At 41.3% G+C, this 18,748-nt stretch carries 8 protein-coding genes; 2 read left to right on the forward strand and 6 right to left on the reverse strand.

Going from position 1 to position 18,748, the window contains the following annotated elements:
- Positions 1-7: 7 nt before the first annotated feature.
- The 4 genes from DMZ48_RS08725 to DMZ48_RS08740 form a co-directional block, all read right to left on the reverse strand.
- Positions 8-1,963 (reverse strand): glycoside hydrolase family 97 protein, encoded by a 1,956-nt coding sequence (locus DMZ48_RS08725; protein WP_143954754.1) that lies wholly within the window; start codon positions 1,961-1,963, stop codon positions 8-10.
- A gap of 124 nt (positions 1,964-2,087) precedes the next feature.
- Positions 2,088-4,781, reverse strand: coding sequence for a DUF5695 domain-containing protein (locus tag DMZ48_RS08730; protein WP_338420300.1), 2,694 nt, complete (start codon positions 4,779-4,781; stop codon positions 2,088-2,090).
- A gap of 12 nt (positions 4,782-4,793) precedes the next feature.
- Positions 4,794-7,127, reverse strand: coding sequence for an alpha-L-arabinofuranosidase C-terminal domain-containing protein (locus tag DMZ48_RS08735; protein ID WP_143954755.1), 2,334 nt, complete (start codon positions 7,125-7,127; stop codon positions 4,794-4,796).
- A gap of 174 nt (positions 7,128-7,301) precedes the next feature.
- A complete protein-coding gene (locus tag DMZ48_RS08740; protein WP_143954756.1) occupies positions 7,302-9,554 on the reverse strand; it encodes a S9 family peptidase in 2,253 nt (750 codons plus the stop codon).
- A 570-nt stretch (positions 9,555-10,124) separates the two neighbouring features.
- Here DMZ48_RS08740 and DMZ48_RS08745 point away from each other — a divergent pair.
- Both DMZ48_RS08745 and DMZ48_RS08750 read left to right on the forward strand, forming a co-directional pair.
- The gene (locus tag DMZ48_RS08745) at positions 10,125-13,124 is read left to right on the forward strand and encodes a SusC/RagA family TonB-linked outer membrane protein (RefSeq protein WP_143954757.1); all 3,000 of its coding nucleotides are present in this window, start codon (positions 10,125-10,127) and stop codon (positions 13,122-13,124) included.
- Between the two features lie 11 nt (positions 13,125-13,135).
- Positions 13,136-14,731, forward strand: coding sequence for a RagB/SusD family nutrient uptake outer membrane protein (locus tag DMZ48_RS08750; protein WP_143954758.1), 1,596 nt, complete (start codon positions 13,136-13,138; stop codon positions 14,729-14,731).
- An 81-nt stretch (positions 14,732-14,812) separates the two neighbouring features.
- On the opposite strand, the gene DMZ48_RS08755 is transcribed toward DMZ48_RS08750, so the two are convergent.
- Together DMZ48_RS08755 and DMZ48_RS08760 are read right to left on the reverse strand one after the other, a co-directional pair.
- Entirely contained in the window at positions 14,813-15,652 is an 840-nt protein-coding gene (locus DMZ48_RS08755; protein WP_143954759.1) for an AraC family transcriptional regulator, read from the reverse strand.
- Positions 15,653-15,777: 125 nt separating this feature from the next.
- Positions 15,778-18,582 carry an alpha/beta hydrolase family protein gene (locus DMZ48_RS08760; protein WP_143954760.1) on the reverse strand — a complete coding sequence of 935 codons (2,805 nt, stop codon included), beginning with the start codon at positions 18,580-18,582 and terminating at the stop codon, positions 15,778-15,780.
- Positions 18,583-18,748: the final 166 nt, after the last annotated feature.

Genomic DNA, 18,748 nt, shown 5'->3' on the forward strand with positions numbered 1-18,748 from the left:
TTTACGCTTAATTTCTGGATATGATCGCAACCCAACCTCCATCGCGATGCATAGACACATCGAGTTTAGAATTTCTGGTTACGGCTTGTTTACTATAGGTATAATCTTTTGCCATTTTATCACTATTCACACCATCCTGGATCCATTCGATCGTGTACCCGGTATTCTCTTCAAGAAATGAAAGATCAAGACTCAACTGAATGCCTTCTCCTGCATTCATTCCGCCCACATACCAATCATCTCCATGTTTTCTGGCTAGCAGCAGGTGCTTACCGATTTTAGCATCCATCACTTTTGTATCAGTCCATGTAGTTGGAATCCGTGAAATAAAGCTAGTGCACTCCGGTTCTTTATAATAATTAGAAGGTGAATCGGCCAGCATTTGAAGCGGTGCTTCGTAAACTACATACATCGCCATTTGATGTGCGCGGGTCCCCATCGACATCGGGCGCGTAAAGCGATCGATAAAATTAGTTCGGCTTGCATTATCCATTGCTCCGGGAGTATAATCCATAACCCCTGCAGTCATGCGTGTAAAAGGGATGGTCAGATCATGTTCCGGGGTGATCTTATCTTCCCATTTACAATTTTCAAGTCCTTTTACACCTTCAAAATTAATGATGTTCGGATACCCTTTTCGCATTCCTGAAGGTTTGAACGCACCGTGGTAATCCACAAGCAGTTCATAAGACGCAGCTGTTTTCGCTAATCTTTCATAAAAATTCACCACATACTGATCGGCGCGTTGTATAAAATCAACTTTAACTCCCTTCACCCCCCATTCACGGTATTGTGTCAGCAAGGCATCCATATTCTCATCCAAAGGTCTCCAGAGGCTCCAAAGTATAATCCCTACATTCTTCCCTTTACCATAATTAACGAGTTCCTGTACATCGATATCCGGGTTAGGCTCCATTACGTTTAAGGTTGATTTCGACCATCCTTCATCAAGAATGATATACTCCAGACCATACTCAGAGGCAAAATCGATATAATATTTATAGGTTTCTGTATTCAACCCGGATTCGAAATCAACGCCATAGATATTATTGGCATTCCACCAATCCCAGGCGACCTTTCCGGGTTTGATCCATGAAATATCCTTTATTTTTAAAGGAGAAGCCAATTGGTAGACCAGATTGTTCGTGAGTAAATCAGCATCGCTGGAGGCGATCATAAATATTCTCCAGGGAAAACTCCGTTTTCCGGACGTGGCGGCTATATAAGGCGCTGCTTCTTCAACTTCTTCAAGTCGATCCTTCCCGGCAGGAAGGTCTTTCATCTTGAGCACATGATTTGGAAAATGACTTTCAAAACCTCCTGAAACCGATTTTTTCAGAAAAAGGTTCGGATAATCATAAACATCCGACTCCGTTACCGATACGCTAACCCCTTCCCCATCTGTGAACAAAAACGGAAGATTAGCCAGTGTTCCTTCCGGAATTTCTGCAGGTGTTGTTGATGTATAGTAATTTTCAAAATGTGAGATCAGGCTCTGCTCCTCCGGCAGATAACAGCTGAATTCCGAATTCACTTCAAAAGATAATTCTTCATCGATCACTTCGATATCCGAACGTTGATTAGTTACATATCGATAGGCTACCCCATTATCATAAATTCTGAATTCTATATCGAATTTTCTAAACTTCAATACAAATTCCTGGTATGGCATCTCAACCTTCCCGAATTTGGTAGGAACTGTGGCAACAAAACTATCCATCCCCTTACCTGATTGAAGTTTATATTTCCCGGATGACAAATTGAGTTTTCCAACTTTCCCGATCTCCAAACCGGTCATAATCCCGCTTACCAGGATCTTACCGTTTAATGCAATGGTTAATCCGGATTCCTTGTTTTCCGGAATCGATACCGTGATCTTTTTGTCGGGTGATGTCAATACTGTTTCCTGTCCGTATCCTTGTATCAGGAACAAACCACAAAGCAGCAACATTAGTTTTTTCATACTGGTCTAAATTTTAAGTTCAGGTTGGTTAAAAATAGGTAATCTTTTTATGAAGAAACCCCTCAGCGATCATAAATGATCACTGAAGGGCGCAACAAACTAACTAAATAATAAGAACCAACTCTTATTGTATTCTGATATTCTTAACCTCGTTTTCAAGTTTCACCTTATAAGCTCCTCTTTCAGAAGGAAAAGAAAGTTCACCTTTGTTCGTTCTGATATAGGCATATGGTGTATATTCATCAGAAGCATTCAATTGCAGGTTTACTTCTCCTGTTTTTTCATTATACACCACCGATCTTATCGTTCCGGCATCCATCGTGATCCATAGGTTCTCAGGAGCGATAAAAACCTTGCTTCTTGCTGCGGTGGTCAAATCTATTGTCCACTCTTTACCTTTTTTAACCGCATTTCCACCAAACACCTGAATTCCCAGTGCATCATCTTCAGCAATTACGGTTGACGAGTTCACTGCATAACCATAAAATCCTGATCCGTAATCCCCGGATAAATAATCTATTTCCAATGTTGAAGGAAATGAATGGAATGCTGCAGGTCCGAAACCGTCCTGAGTGATATTAGAAATACCTCCCAATAAACCTCCATAGGCAACCCGAAGCAAATAAAAATCTTCCGGATTATTCCTAAATGCTTTCATTACCGGTATTGCATTGAGTGCCGAACCATAATGATGAATCTGACGTTCGACTCTGCTTAATTTTCCGCCATACAGAAAATCCCAGTATCTTCTTGCATTTCCGTTGTAGGCCCAGTGTGGCATCACCGGCATATAAGCAAGGATCGCATTCAGTGTGATCTGGGCTTTATTATCATATCCAAAGTAATCTGACCACATATAAACTTCTTCCTGACCGGTTGAATCCCATGGCATCTCACTACCAAAAGGATAGTTTAGAGACTCCCAGTGATCAGCACGTACTTTCATTCTTTTTTCCAGATCTTCCGCCATTTCTGTTAAGCCTTCATGCTTGAGATCTTCCAGTATACTTAAAAATACAGAACCTTCCATTTGACCGAATTGCGCATAATATGGTGCCAGCTCAACCATGGCCACCGTAGTTTTATAGGCATTTGTCAGGTACCACTCCCAGGAGTGATTATCTACCAAACCAACATAATTGCGAGCCAGTCTGTACATCACCCAATGTGCTGCAGCGACATGAGGATAATTATAAGATCTTCCCGGGTCTCCGGCATGTTCTTTATTCCATGCAGCCCAGGTTTTATAGTTGATAGTGTCACTGTAGGTTCCCGCAGGCATACTGTCAGGCTCATAAAAGAATACACTTTTACGAACACCCCATTTATTCTTCCCTTCTGTATATTGAAGATCTCCCCATAGCGTACCGTCAACAAACTGCTCCAACTTTGCGATCTCCTGAGCATCCGGTTGGATCAATTGTTTCATAATCGCTCCAAGCCAGCCTCCGGCTCCACCTTCATCGCTTAACCCACAGATCCAGGCTCTGCTATCCTGAGTCACTTGCTTTTTCGTTTCATAATCATAACTGATCACAGAAGGATCTCTGTGGAAAGGATCATCCTTATCATCGAACCATTGTTCTGTGGTGAGAAAATGACCAAAATCCTTAACGGTTTCTGATTCAGATTTAATCACTTTATAATTGACCGTTTGCTTTTTACCGTCCTTATAATTTATAGTAACCCTGGCTCTTCCCCATGTGTTACCTGCTACATCATATACGGTATATCCTTTTATCTTTCTGGAAGATTTTTTAAGAGTCAGTGCATTGGCAGGAACCACCGAAATATCTTTTACGGAATGACCATAATTCAGATATAACGCTCCGGTTACATCCATAGGCAGTACATAGCCGGGAACACCTACGGCAACCGGTTGATCTTCTGCTTCTAGTTTATCCTGTATATCACGGAGTCCGTTTGTCACCACTAATTTTATACTGAAGCTCTTGCTTTCTCCCGGTGCCAATGTTAATGAAGATGGCGAATTCCATTGGTTGACTCCCTCCCAATCCGAATCTGCATAGGCTTTACTATAGGCCATCCACTCATGAAAGCCTTCAAATACGATACTGCGTCTGGTAGGATCATCCAATAATGGACGATAGGCTTCAAATGGCATATTTTCCTCCGGCATCACCAATAATGATGGTCCTTTACCACTTAAGCGCTTTACTTCAAGATACCCTGCATCCATTCCTATATAGGGATCAAAGAACACATTTTGAGCATGAGTTTCATCAAGAGATTTTCCTTCCAGAATATTATTGAAGATCATAGGTATCCCTAAGGCTCCTATCTCTATTTCCTGTTCTGAAATATTACTGATCTCAAAACGCATAACCAAATGATTTCCCTCCTTTTCATAATAGCGTTCGATACGAACCGGCAAACCTGAAGGTAAGGTTCCCGTAAGATCAGCTGCAGCTAAGGTAGCTCCTTTTACTTCCAGCGGACTAACCGCCCCTCTTTTATAAGAGGTTGAATAGGATTTCCAATCACCATTAGTGGTTCGAAGCCTGAAATTAAGATCGCCCAGTTGATATAAAGTATCCTTATCTCTGATCTCCAGTCGATCGGATGGAGTAAAATCGAAAGTTGGCTCATTTAGTGGTTTTAATCCGGCTACGGTTTGAGAGGCATTAACCAGTGTAAGTTTCAATCCGCCCACCTCAAAATCGGTGTATCCCTTTTCGAGTCCTAAGGTCGAAGGCCTCTTTTTAACATTATCCCAGTAATCCTGAGCCTGTACGGTACAAGTTCCCAATGCGACCATCAAGGCAGCGAACATGCTGTATTTATTCTTTTTCATCATGATTTCTTTCCGTTATTTAACTAACTCAAACTTATATATGTTGGCACTTTTTGCCGGAACTGAAAGCTTATTTCCTTCCATGGTTACCGACGTTTCTTCGATATAGATATTCTCAGGATGGTCTTCATCATTAAAGATCATATCATCTGCACCGGTAATGGTATATCGCAATCCGGATTCTTTAAAATTCTCTCCTTCGATATTTAAAGCAACCGGAAACTCCTGCAGGGTGGCATTAATCACTGAAACGGTGAGATATTTCCCGTCTTCTGTTATGGTAGCGGCAATATCCAGCGGTCGAAGATCTCCGCTTACGGCAACAGGTCGCGTTCCAAATTCATTTCTGTATAGTTTTAACACCAGTCCTGTACCTTCCAGCCAAGAACCCGTAGGTGTTGTTTTTATCGCCCCGATCACATTTACCGTTTGAGCATAATTCGCCATATAATAAATATCCGACTGTCTTGAAAATTCATTAATACCTGCAGCAATTCCCAGAGCATCACGTAAAAAATAACGTGTACCCAATAACCCATACACATGTGGACCATACCAATAATTCCATTCATCCATCGCAATTTTAATATTCTTATCAGCTATCCCCGGAATTTCTTCTCTGCATCTGCGATGTTCTTCTGCTACTTCACGAATCACATCAGGAATCTGTTTCACATGGGTAAGCAACCCCCCTGCATGCCAATCCTGTTTGTAAAAATGTTCACTGATATAGGTCATATTTTCGGCGCAATTCTCATACATCATATCATTCCAGTGACCCGGATACCCAACACCGATCAATTCGATATCAGGATCTGCTTTCCACATGGTTTCTGCGACCTCGTTATGTTTCTTCACATAATCTTCTATCGGCATATGACCCAATTGCCAATCGCCAAACATCTCATTTCCCACAGCCCATAACTTTACCCCATATGGTTCGGAGCGACCGTTTTCTGCACGCCATTTCCCCATCGGAGTACTAACATCACCATTGAAATATTCAACCTCTGTTCGAGCCAATTCAGCCGTTCCCAATCCTGTATTCACTGCAACATTGGCTTCTGCTCCCAGTATCTTACATAATTCCATGAATTCATGTATACCAACATCATTGAATTCGAGTCCGTTCCATGCCCGTTCATATTTAGTAGGTCTCGTATCAGGGTCTCCTAAACCATCTTTCCAATCATATCCTGAGACGAAATTTCCACCAGGCCATCTGTAAATAGGTGAATTCAATTCTTTCATCAAAGCGATAACATCCTTTCGAAATCCCTTTATATTATCTGCAGGCATCAGGGAAGTTGCTGCTAACGTCAGTCGACCACTTCCTTTGGCTTCAATTTTAAACACTGCATTTTCAGTAGTCTCTCCTGCTTTTAAAGTAAAAGGCACCTTAATAACTCCGCTACCGTTAATCTCAGGTTCAACTTCTGCTACTTTATCACCGGTCATAAGACTGATTTTAAGATCTGAAATCTCACCATCGACACTTAAAGTTATTCTTCCGTCATATTTCATACCGGTAAAAACCGCCAGAGAATCCTGCAGGAGTTCAATGCCGTCTTCGTTTAATGAAAAAACCGGAATATCTCCTTTTGAATAACCATGGGTACGGTCAAATCCTACCGCTGAAGTATCGATATTGATATCCCAGGGGGAATCAGAGCCACCCGGCACATAATAAAATTTACGGTCCTTTAACATTTCTGCCCACATCCCTCCATAGATACATCTTCCCATATGTTCGATGAATTGTCCGTATATATAGGGAGACATTGGTTCGCTTTCCTTCTTTAAGGAAATACTGATCTTCGGAGCTAATTCCTCTTGTGCGAGTTGTTCAAGCTTAATATCTTCGAACCAAACACTCCCTTTTGCAGGGCCTGTAACTCCAAGTAAACATTCAATAATAAAACTATCCTCCCCACCTGTCTCGAATTCGATGGTTACAGGGGTCCAATCGGTATTCCCTTTGTAGACCTGTGGTTCACTTTTCACCCCATTGATCGAGATCGCTGCACCCGTTTTTTCATTTACTCCGGTAACTCCTTCAGTACGAATAAAACCAGTCACTCTGTATCGGCTATACGGAGTTGCATTAATCTTTTTATACCACTTATCAAAAGCGAGTGTATCTGATGATATACTCAATGTTCGGGAATCTGAACGCGCGGAAGCCGAATCTGCATAATGCTCCTGATTACTCCAGTATTCAGTTTCCCATCCCGAAGATCTGGCGTCTATGGATATTTCTGACATAGGAACGATCTTCTCTTTCTCTGAATCAGTACAGGAAACAAAAGCGACCAGAATAAGTAGTCTGTATATTATGCTTTTCAACATGGTAAAAAGTGTTTGGTGGTTAACTTAATTATATCGTGTTCAGCCTATTTTATGACGCTCTCAACGTTTGATTAATTCAATATTATTTTATCATCACCGGATATCGCGAAAGGTTAGTTCCAAACCGGGATGAAAATCGTTTTTTTTGAACAAGGATTGTTGATTTTACAACGATCAATCGTGATAAACTTCACTCCATTTGGGCGGATTAACACCTAACAGATGTTTCACAAAAAAGTCTCTTCGTTTTCTTTCACCGAATGTTCCTCCCGAAGAATGTCCCATTCCCGGTACGGTGATCAACTCAAAGTCTTTATTGGCTTTGATCAGTGCATTAGCGAACTGATAGGTGGATGCCGGATCAACGTTATCATCCACTTCTCCCACGATCAACATGAGATTACCTTCCATTTGAGCGGCATTCTCTATATTGGAACATTCAGCATATTGCGGACCAATCGGATATCCCATCCATTGTTCATTCCACCATATCTTATCCATTCGATTATCATGACAGCCACAGGAAGCCACGGCAACATCATAAAAATCTGAATTAAAAACCAATGCAGCAGCTGCATTCTGACCTCCTGCCGAGGTTCCGCGAATACCCACTTTATCGATGTTCATATAGGGGTACTTTGCTGCCGCTGCTTTCATCCATAGTTTGCGATCCGGAAAACCGGCATCTTTAAGATTCTTCCAGCAAACATCATGAAAAGCCTTTGAACGATTAGAGGTTCCCATTCCATCGATCTGTACGACGATAAATCCCAGCTCTGCCAATGGATGCATTCTGGAATTATAGGCACTGAAAGATTTTGGAACGAAAGAACTATGTGGCCCTGCATAGATATATTCTATGATCGGATATGATTTTTCAGGAGAAAAATTAACAGGTCTGATAATAATTCCCCAAATATCGGTTTCACCATCACGGCCCTTTGCTGAAAATACTTCAGGAGCCTTCCATCCGACTGCTTCCAGACGGCTGATATCAGCCTTCTCCAACTGCATGACCACCTTTCCGGACTTTGCATCCTTCAACACGGTCACCGGTGCCATATCGACACGGGAATACTGGTCGACATAATAGCTATTCTTTTCTGAAAAGTTGACAGAATGATTTGCGTTCTCTGTGGTATATCGTTTAAAATCTGATCCGTCGAATGCAATACTACAATAATGCGTGAGGTAAGGATCCTGATCCTTGTCGAGTCCGCTTGCTACAAAATAGATTCGCTGAGCCTCATCATCCACTTTGATCACCTCTCTAACAGGCCAATTGCCTTTTGTGATCTGATTGATCATTTTTCCGGTAGTACCGTCAAATCGATATAGGTGATTCCATCCATCTCTTTCCGAAGCCCAGATGATCGATTCACCATCATTGACATCATGACGATATACTTTCCCGCTATAATCGATAAAGGTTTTACTCTGCTCCTCTACTAAAACGGAAACCTTTCCGGTAGTCGCATTTACTTCCAAGACTTTATATACCTGATGACCGCGTTGGTTATATTCAAAAGTAAAGGCTCGGCTGTCTTTTCTCCATTGAAATCTGCCCAGATTGAATTGTTCATCAAACAAGGTTGTTGGCACCACTAGCTGTTTTTTAGTGGCGACATCGAAAAGCTGCGGACTTCTGAAAGGTACTACATCGCCCGGCTTACGGTAATCTCTGGATTCCAGTTTTGGCTGGAGCTGATCTTCAGGACTGGAAGAAACGAAGTAAATCTTATGATCTTCCCCCGGTCTAACTTTATATGCCATCAGTTTTTTCCCGTCGGGAGACCATTGCACATGGCTGGAATAATAAAATCCCGTCGAGCCATCATAGCTTAGTTGCCACTCTTCTTTTGACTGATTATCTTTTACATATACATTACTATTCCTGATAAAAGCGGTCATTTTTTTATCTGGAGAAGGAACCGGCTTACCTCCTTGCTCATCGAAAAAATTCCCCCAGTAACCACGATTCCAATTATTTTTATCGACCTTTCCTGTGACCTCAAGCTTATAGGAAGGAAGCTTACACTTCAGCTTCAAACTATCATCTTCGAAAGTAAAATAACCCTTACCGGTAAAATCCAACGATCTTAACTTCAACCGAAACGGATCAACCTTTTCCTTATAAAGTTCAGAAAGCTTCCCTGCCAGTTTTTTATGATCAAAGGCCACTTTACGAGACGACTTTTCGGCATCCACCAACATATAAATGTCACCTTCAGAGGTATTATTAACATACCATAATAAATGGTCATTGTTCCAGTTAAATGAGCGTGGTATATTAAAAACCTTATCTTCAAAAAGAGAGTCGATGTTATTTGCTCTTTGATAGTCATCCAGAGTTCCCTGGGCACTGAGAATGTTAACACTAATTATAAGTGTTAAAATTACACATATTTTTAGGCGTAAATTTTTCATAGTAAAAGATTGTAGTAAAATTATTAAATAAGGTTAAAGGCATTTTACAACATATTAGCTGATACTAATATTATATTACCCCCAACACTTATTGTTTGTCCGCTTTTAAGATTCTCTTGAATTTATAGCCCAAAATTTACATTAAAACTCAATAACCACTTTACATCCCAAAAACCTATCGGTTCTAAACAGTAAAATATTACCCTTGACCCTTTATTGGTACACCACTAGTCTCCTAATTGAGTACCCTCTTATACATGAAATAAAGCAGAAGTCATATTAACTGAGATTCAGCCATATATATGTACATCTTAAAAGCACTATAAATACTATCCCAAAACACCCGTTTCACGACAACGTTTGCGCCAAATAGGGTTGTCAGCCCTGCTAAAACACGTCTAATTGCTAATATAGTACCATCATCTGCTAATATTACCATAATTCCCGCATCTATTAATTCTAATTTTACAAGTGTTAAAAAAACACTAAACACTAACAATTATTATTAATCCTTCAAAAACACTTCTATTACACACCTACATTTTTGAGTATAAACTATAAACTTAACAGATGAAACTAACCAATTACAAGTACAGATCTCCGGGGTTCCCGAGATTTGGCAACAGGCATGTTCCTATTACTTTATTTATGATGTTACTATCGCTTTACACATTTGCTCAGCAAACGGTAAAGGGAGTAGTTAAAGATCAGAACGGCATTCCGATTGCCGGAGCAACCATTATCGAAAAAGGCACTACAGCTAACGGAATCTCAACCGGATTTGACGGGGATTTTGAGATCACAACCTCCTCAGAAACAGCAATTCTGATCGTTTCCTATATTGGATTCACAACTCAGGAAGTCCTTGTTAACGGTCAAACCTTCCTGGAAATCACAATGGCGGAAGACACTCAGGAACTCGACGAAGTGGTGGTGATCGGTTACGGTACGCAGAAAAAAGCAGATGTGACCAGTGCAGTAGCAACCGTAAAATCAGAAGATTTCATACAGGGTAACGTTAAGGATGCTGCGCAACTAATACAAGGTAAGGTTGCCGGTTTAACGATTTCAACCCCTTCGGGAGACCCTACTGCAGGATCACAGATCAAACTAAGAGGTATTTCCTCTCTTACCGGGGGTACAGGCCCCTTGGTTCTTGTAGATGGAGTACCGGGAAGTTTGAATACCGTGGCACCGGAAGATATCGAATCCATTGATGTTTTAAAGGATGGTTCTGCAACAGCGATCTATGGTACTCGTGGAACGAATGGTGTGATCATCATTACTACAAAATCCGGGGCCTATAATATGAAACCTACCATTGAATACAACGGATATGCCTCGATGTCGATCATTGCCAACGAAATGGATTTTCTAAATGCCGATGAACTTCGTCAGAAATGGGATGAGGGGTATACTTTTAACGGAGCGAATTTCGAAGATTTCGGCAGCAGCACTGACTGGGTGGATGAGATCACCAGAAATGCCTATAGCCAGGTGCATAACCTGATCCTGAGAGGTGGTAATGAAACAACCAACCTGACCGCATCGGTAAACTACAGGGATATCGAAGGTATCTTCCTGAAATCCGACAATAAGAAATATACCGGAAGAGTCAATGTGAATCATGCCATGTTCGACAATAAACTGAAAGCCAACATGGGGATCATCGTGAGTGAACAACAATTCAATGCACTTGGAGACGGAACTAGTTTCAACCCGTACATTTACCGTCAGGCTTTGATTCGTAACCCCACAGAACCGGTTAAGGACGAGGAAGGCAACTGGTTTGAACGCGATGTTTATTTTTATGACAACCCTGTAGGTTATATCGAAGAGACCATAGGGATGAATCGTTACAGAAATGTAAGGTTCGATGCTTCCCTGACTTATGACTTCAATGATCATCTTTCTGTGAAAGGACTATATACCCGAAAGGGGAATTCGAATATCCGAGGATTCTATCAAACAAAGAACCATGTATCAACCGTAAAATACGGCCAGGATGGGTTCGCTTCGAGAGGAACCGATGATTATGTTGGTAATTACGGTCAGTTTACACTGGATTACAACCAATCTTTTGGTGATCATCGTTTTACTGGTCTGCTTGGATACAACTATGAAGATAATACCAATGAAGGTTTCTGGGCTACCAACAGACGTTTTCCGACGGATGGTTTTACCTATAACAATATCGGAAGTGGTCAGGGATTACAGGAAGGAGAAGCCGGAATGGGCAGCTATAAGAACTCAGACAAACTTATCGCATTCTTTACCCGTGTCACTTACAATTACGATGATCGTTACCTGTTGATGGCAAGTTTACGACGAGAAGGATCTTCTCGTTTCGGGGAAGATAACAAATGGGGGTATTTCCCTGGAGTTTCTGCCGGATGGAGAATCAACAACGAATCATTTATGGAAAGTGCCACGTGGTTAACCAATTTAAAACTTCGTGCCGGTTTTGGTGTTACCGGAATCAATGCGGGAGCTAATTACCAATCACTGAGCGGACTTAATTACGGGAGCTATTTTCTTTATAACGGACAATGGATTCGATCACTGATCCCTTCAAGAAATGCGAATCCTGACCTGAAATGGGAAAAAAAGGAAGAAATCAATATCGGACTTGATTTTGGAATACTTAGTGACAGAATCACAGGGTCTATCGACTATTACAACAGACGTACGAACGACGCACTTTACAATTACAGTGTACCAACCCCGCCGTATTTTTATGGAACCATAGCAGCAAACGTTGCAGAAGTTAAGAATACCGGTCTTGAATTCCTTCTAAATGTTACACCATTCCAGACTGAGAACTTCAACTGGACCGCAAACCTGACGTATTCCACCAATACGAATGAGATCGTTTCTTTATCAAATGATGAATTCCAACTTACCAATGATTTCTTCGATGAAGGCTATACAGGAGAACCGATCCAGATCAGTACTCACCGTGTTCAGGAAGGACAGCCTATCGGGAATTTCTTCGGATGGAAGAGTGTGGATATTACAGAAGATGGTATATGGCTCATCGAAACCCCGGATGGTGAAATCATTCCGGCAACAGAAGCCTCTACCGATGACCGTCAGGTTCTAGGGAATGGATTGCCAAAAAGCTATTTCAGCTGGAACAATACCGTGCGCTATAAAAACTGGGATTTTAACATAAACCTCCGAGGAGCTTTTGACTATCAGATTCTTAACTTCTCAAGAATGTTCTATGAAAACCCAACTATTAGCTATAATGTTCTTGACTCTGCCTTCGACGAGGTATATGGCAAGGCAGTATTGAGTGATGTACAGCGTTATGTTAGTTATTATGTTGAGGATGGTGATTTCCTGAAGATCGATAATGTGACTATCGGATATACGTTACCAAAGGATGTATTGAAATTTGCCAAAGATTTCAGGATCTATGCGACCGGACTTAATCTTGCTACCTTCACCAGCTACAAAGGGATCGACCCGGAGGTGAACAGAGACGGACTTTCACCGGGAAATGACGACAGAGATAAATATCCATCCACCACTACTTTCAGTGTGGGCTTAAACTTTACCTTATAAAAATTAGAACTATGAGAACCTTAATATACAGAACCCATACGCTTAAGAAACTAGCTCTTAGTTTGACTGTATTCAGTCTGGTAATTACCGGCTGTACCGACCTGGACGAGGAAGTATTTTCAGAAGTTACTGAAGAATCCTTTGTTCCAGCAGAATCTGATATCGTGTCAGTAATGGCCTCTGCATACACACCCTTGCGATATGTAATGGACTGGCAGGGTTATTTTGATGTTCAGGAAGAACCTGCAGACATGATCGTCACTCCTACCCGCCCGAATGGATGGGATGATGGTGGAACCTATAAAAGAATGCACTTCCACAACTGGGATAATACTCAGTGGCAACCGAGAAATACCTGGATCAATTGTTTCAATGGAATCAACAGTGTAAACCGGGTAATTCTTCAAATTGAAAATGGACAACTTCCTGTCAGTGAAGAACAGGCTACTTCTATAATTGCAGAAATGAGAGCATTGAGAGCTTTGTATTATTCCATGCTGGTAGACACTCATGGAAATGTACCGATCATCGCATCCTATTCCGACGAGCTACCGGTTCAGAGTAGTCGTTCTGAAGTCTATGATTTCATCGTTTCTGAACTGAGTGCAGTAATCTCTTCTTTACCGGAAGAAGTAGATCAGTCTACATATGGTCGCGTTACCAAATGGACCGCATATCAGATTCTTGCCCGGGTTTACCTGAATGCTGAAGTATATACAGGTACCGCACAATGGCAAAAATGTATCGAAGCCTGTGACATGATCATCAATAGTGGTCAATACACATTATCTTCCTCGTACAGTGATATCTTCAGTGCACAAAATGAAAATAATGCGGAACTGGTTTTCGCTATTCCTTATGATCAGATCTACGCAGGTCAATTCAACGCTCATATGAAGATGTTACTACCAGATCACAGATTGGTATTTGGAATGGAATCTCAACCTTGGGGTGGCTCCAGCTGTAATCCTCAATTTATCGATAGTTATGATCCTAATGACAAAAGACTTACTGATACCTGGCTGCAGGGAGACCAGCTAAATGCCTCCGATGGAAGTGTGGTTATGACTTTGGTAAAGGAAATGCCAAGCATCTATTTCTGTGAGTTTACCGAGGGATACCGATGTGGAAAATATCAGATCGAACCGGGAGCAACCGGTGCGCTTAATAACGATTTTCCTTTTATGCGTTATACAGAAGTTCTCATGATGAAGGCTGAATCATTGCTTCGTACCGGTCAGGGAGCGGCTGCTGCTGAACTGGTATCCACTGTACGTGAACGATCTTTTGACAATCCTGCAGATGCCGTTGTTACTGCTGAAGAACTGAGTGGAGATACGACCGTTGCCTATGGAACGCTCGCTGAAGATGGAAGTATCGACGAAGCCGGTGACCAGAGTCCGGTAGCTTACGGTAGATTCCTCGACGAACTTGGGTGGGAATTTGCCGCAGAAGCCAAAAGAAGAACTGATCTAATCCGATTCGGTGTGTATCAAACAAAAAACTGGTATAACCATACCCCTAAAGGTGATTATACAACCTTATTCCCTATAGGTTTGGAAGAATTAAATACAAATTCAAATTTACAGCAAAACCCCGGATACTAATAATTCCGGAGTTAGTTTACCTATCAAGTTATAGGTGTGTTTTTTACGAGAGGATGTCCGGATGGACATCCTTTTTTATTTTCAGAACTGACTTCTGTATTGTGAAGGGGTTACCCCTTTCAGTTCTTTAAACTTTCGGTTGAAATTCGTTATGTTCTGAAAGCCACAAAGCTCAGCCACCGATGCGATTGGCATATCTTTATTTTTATAAAGCAACTTGCAGGCATTCTCGATCCTGATCTCGATCAGGAATTGAAAGAAGGTTTTATTGGTACGCTTTTTAAAATACCTGCAAAAAGCATTTCTGGTCATGCTGGCTTTTTCAGCGATCTCTTCCAAACTGATCTGTTCATGAAAATTCTCCATGGCATGCTGGAAAACCGCACTCATACGCTTACCCTCATCATCCGTGTATTTCTTTCCGTAAACGAATGTTGACAGTTTGCTTCGCTTAGCGTTCATTATGGTATCAATGATGTTCAATAAAGACGCAACCCGCTTTATTCGGTTCATCCGATGTAATTTATTGAATCTGATCGCCAGCTTCTTAGAGGCAGGCAATATCAATCCTAATTCCGATTCTTTGAAGAACGCCTCCATTTCACGAAGTTCAGGAGAATTGAAAAAATCTCTTCCAAAAGAATTTCTGGTAAAGAAGAGTGTCAGCATTACCGAATCCGGAGACATGTCCGGATCACTTTTAAAAACGTGAGGTACATTACCACCGATGACCAACACATCATTAGGTTCATAACTACTGATCGTATCCCCTACAATGATGCTTCCATATCCTTTGACAATATAACTGATCTGTATCTCCTCATGCTGATGGAGCTGATCATAGAAAACATCAACCCTGTCTTCCTGGTAAACCAGCGATTGTTGTTCCTGTTTCGGGATCTTAAAAGGTAAGACTTTCACGGGATAGAATTGATTTGCGAGGTTAACAATGGGTAAAGATAACCAAATTCAAATCATCATACATAGCGGTGATAAAGAAAACACCCCGGATCTATTCGTTAGCCGGGGTGTTATAATTCAAAGAATTACTTATAGGTTTTTTTAAGTTCAGTCTGCTGTGTATCATAAGGAACACTTTTCACCATCCAGTCCTGGGAAGGCTCTCCCTTCAGGTAATGACCGAACCATTGCAGAATACGTTGCTGGTAATCGATGCGATTCTTATCCTCTCTCAAGCCATGGCCTTCCTTAGCGTATACCAATAAAACAAAATCTTTTCCGGCTCGTCTTGCTGCATTATAATAAGCAAGTCCCTGAGACCAGTTTACATTGGTATCGTTATCTCCTACTTCAAATAAAAGCGGTGTATTCAATTTCTCGATCTGCATAACCGATGAATTTTTCAAATACCGGTCTGCATCAACCCATGGAGCTACTTCCATACGTTCCTGACCTACTTCAAAATGATTGTTCTCAGGCGCCCCCCTGAAACCAGGTGTGATCGCCAGATTCATACTGATCAGATCGGTTAGTCCGGCTCCTGCAACACAAGCCGCAAAAATATCGGTTTGGGTAGGTACGAAACCAGCCTGATAACCTCCCCATGAATGGCCGATGAGGCCAACCTTTTCTTCATCCACATCTCCTTTTTCGACAATAGAAGCTACGGCAAGTTCTAAATTACGGGTTGAAGAAACTCCCGGATTTCCCGCTTCAAACTCTATATCGGGATTAAAAACGAAATAACCGTTCTGCACCCAAATAGTGGTATTATAATAATCGTTCTTCGCAGGTGTGATATACCTGTGCAGATTTCTGGAAAGTTTTTCATAGATATAGGTGATCATCGGGTATTTTTTCCCCTTTTCGTAGTTCGCCGGATAATACAAGACTCCCTGAGCCTCCTTCCCCATCGCATTCGTATATCGAACCAATTCTGCTTTACCCCAGGCGAACTCCGATTGAAACGGATTCAATGCGGTAATCTTTTCAGAGCTCTTAAAATCGGAATCGGCCACATAGATATCCGGTGCCTTTTCGTAGGTCGAACGAGAGTAAGTAATCATATCATTATCTTCATCATATCCTCCAAAACCAACGCTCTCCGGTTCATAAATAAGTGTCCTTACGGTTCCATCTTTTTTCAATTTCGCTAATCCGCTACTTTTGTCATTTTCATTGAACATGCTGAAAAATATCGGGTCCTTATCTTTCAACGGCTCCGTTGAATACCGGTATTGAGCATCACGATAAACGATTCCGGAGGCAGCTCCATCAGTAAGGCGCTTCATTTTACCATTGACAGATAACTGCCAAACATCGAATTCTGAATAAAGCAGACACGATTTTCCATTCTCAAACCATCCCCCAAACCCGTACGCTGGTTGCTGCGGTACCGGGTGATCATTATTATGGTCTGTAAAGGATATATTCAACCCCTCCGTTACATTAAGAGACGATTCTTTTTGCAGGTCATATAGATGTAAAGCATCATCTTTAAGGTACACGAAGTATCGGTTCTTCGGATCCACAGTAAAAGCCGAATGAACATCTTCCAATAGCTTTTTCTTTTCTCCGGAATTCACCTCCACCAAATAGATATCTGTACTGGGACGTCCAAACATCGCTTCGAAATCATAAGGGGTTCCGTCATAGCCGATCAGTCTATCATTATTCACCTGTAAATTAATACGTTCGGTCAGTTCATCCTCAAGAATTTTCATCGAACCATTGTCCCTGAACCACACACATAACTGTGGCGTACGACTACTTTTATAGGAGCTCGCTTTTTGCTGACTTATCGTCATCCGATCCTTACTGTTCCATACATCAACCGCCGGTGCCTCCTCGTATTGAAATGTATATGGAGCCGGATCAACTGAGCCGTGATCAGCATTATTTTCAGCCACTTCTTCCTGCTCCTTATCCTTTGTGTTCACCTTTTCATTCCTCACCATTATATTGAAGAAAACACGCTTTCCATCTTCAGAAAATCTCAGGTTATCTGACATCACCCGATATCCTTCCGGGAATTCGCTCATCAACTTCTGATCAAAGATCACCGGATCAGTTGCATTTTGCGGGTCATTCCAGGTAAGAATATTAAAAGTCACCTCCTCATAGGAGTCATCTTCCACCTTTGTTAGTACGACCAAAGTTTCACCCTCATTAACCCAACGCAATCCGGAATACTCTTTCGGTTCCTTATCAAGAACCTGAAGTATACCTTTTTCCAGGTCAAATAATTGAAGGGCATTTGCTTCCTTATCTGATGAAGAAAGTGTCATCGCTAACAGATCAGTCTCATCCTTCCAGGCAAAATCTTCCACATTTCCAAAGGAAACCTCCTTCTGTGTATCCAGGTTTTTAATCAGTAATACTTTGTTTTTATCCTTTCCTTTTTTATATGCAAGGTAGTTACCCGTAGGACTGAATTGAAAATTATCAGCATCCTGAAACTCTACAGTTTTCCATGAGCTCAGATCGACCAATGTATATTTCAAAGGAATAGGTTTCTTACTCTTCCTCAATTTTTTTACTTCTTCACCGGGTACTGCATTTACATAGAGGAACCATTTCCCGTCTTCCGAAAAAACACCGTTACTACTGTTCATTATAAGGGTATCCTTCTCCTTTTGAAGATCTCTGAGCAATAATTTATAATCTCCTCCCCGGTTTGAGATCTCAACACTGATCCAGTTTCCATCTGATGATAGTTTCCCTCCTCGAGAAGATTCCCATCGGTCGTAATTGTCAGGTGTAATAATCTTGCCGGAAGTGGAATTCTGATCACTCTGGCCAGCTACACCTGAAGCAAAAGTAAGACTCATCAACAAAGGGAGTCCGAATAATTGCTTTCGCCATGGTTGGTATGCTTTGATTTTTGTCATAGTACTATTATGAGTAAATATTAATTTGTCTTCAGTAGCCTAACGCATGAAACTTTATATTCCCTTAAAATTCTTTTCCACTTTTATAAAGATTTAACATTTTCCTTTTAAAAATGCCATTGAAAAGTGATTTGAAGAATACAGTTCCTGAAGTCTGCATTAAATT

The organism is Robertkochia solimangrovi, from assembly GCF_007279655.1.
GTDB lineage: Bacteria > Bacteroidota > Bacteroidia > Flavobacteriales > Flavobacteriaceae > Robertkochia > Robertkochia solimangrovi.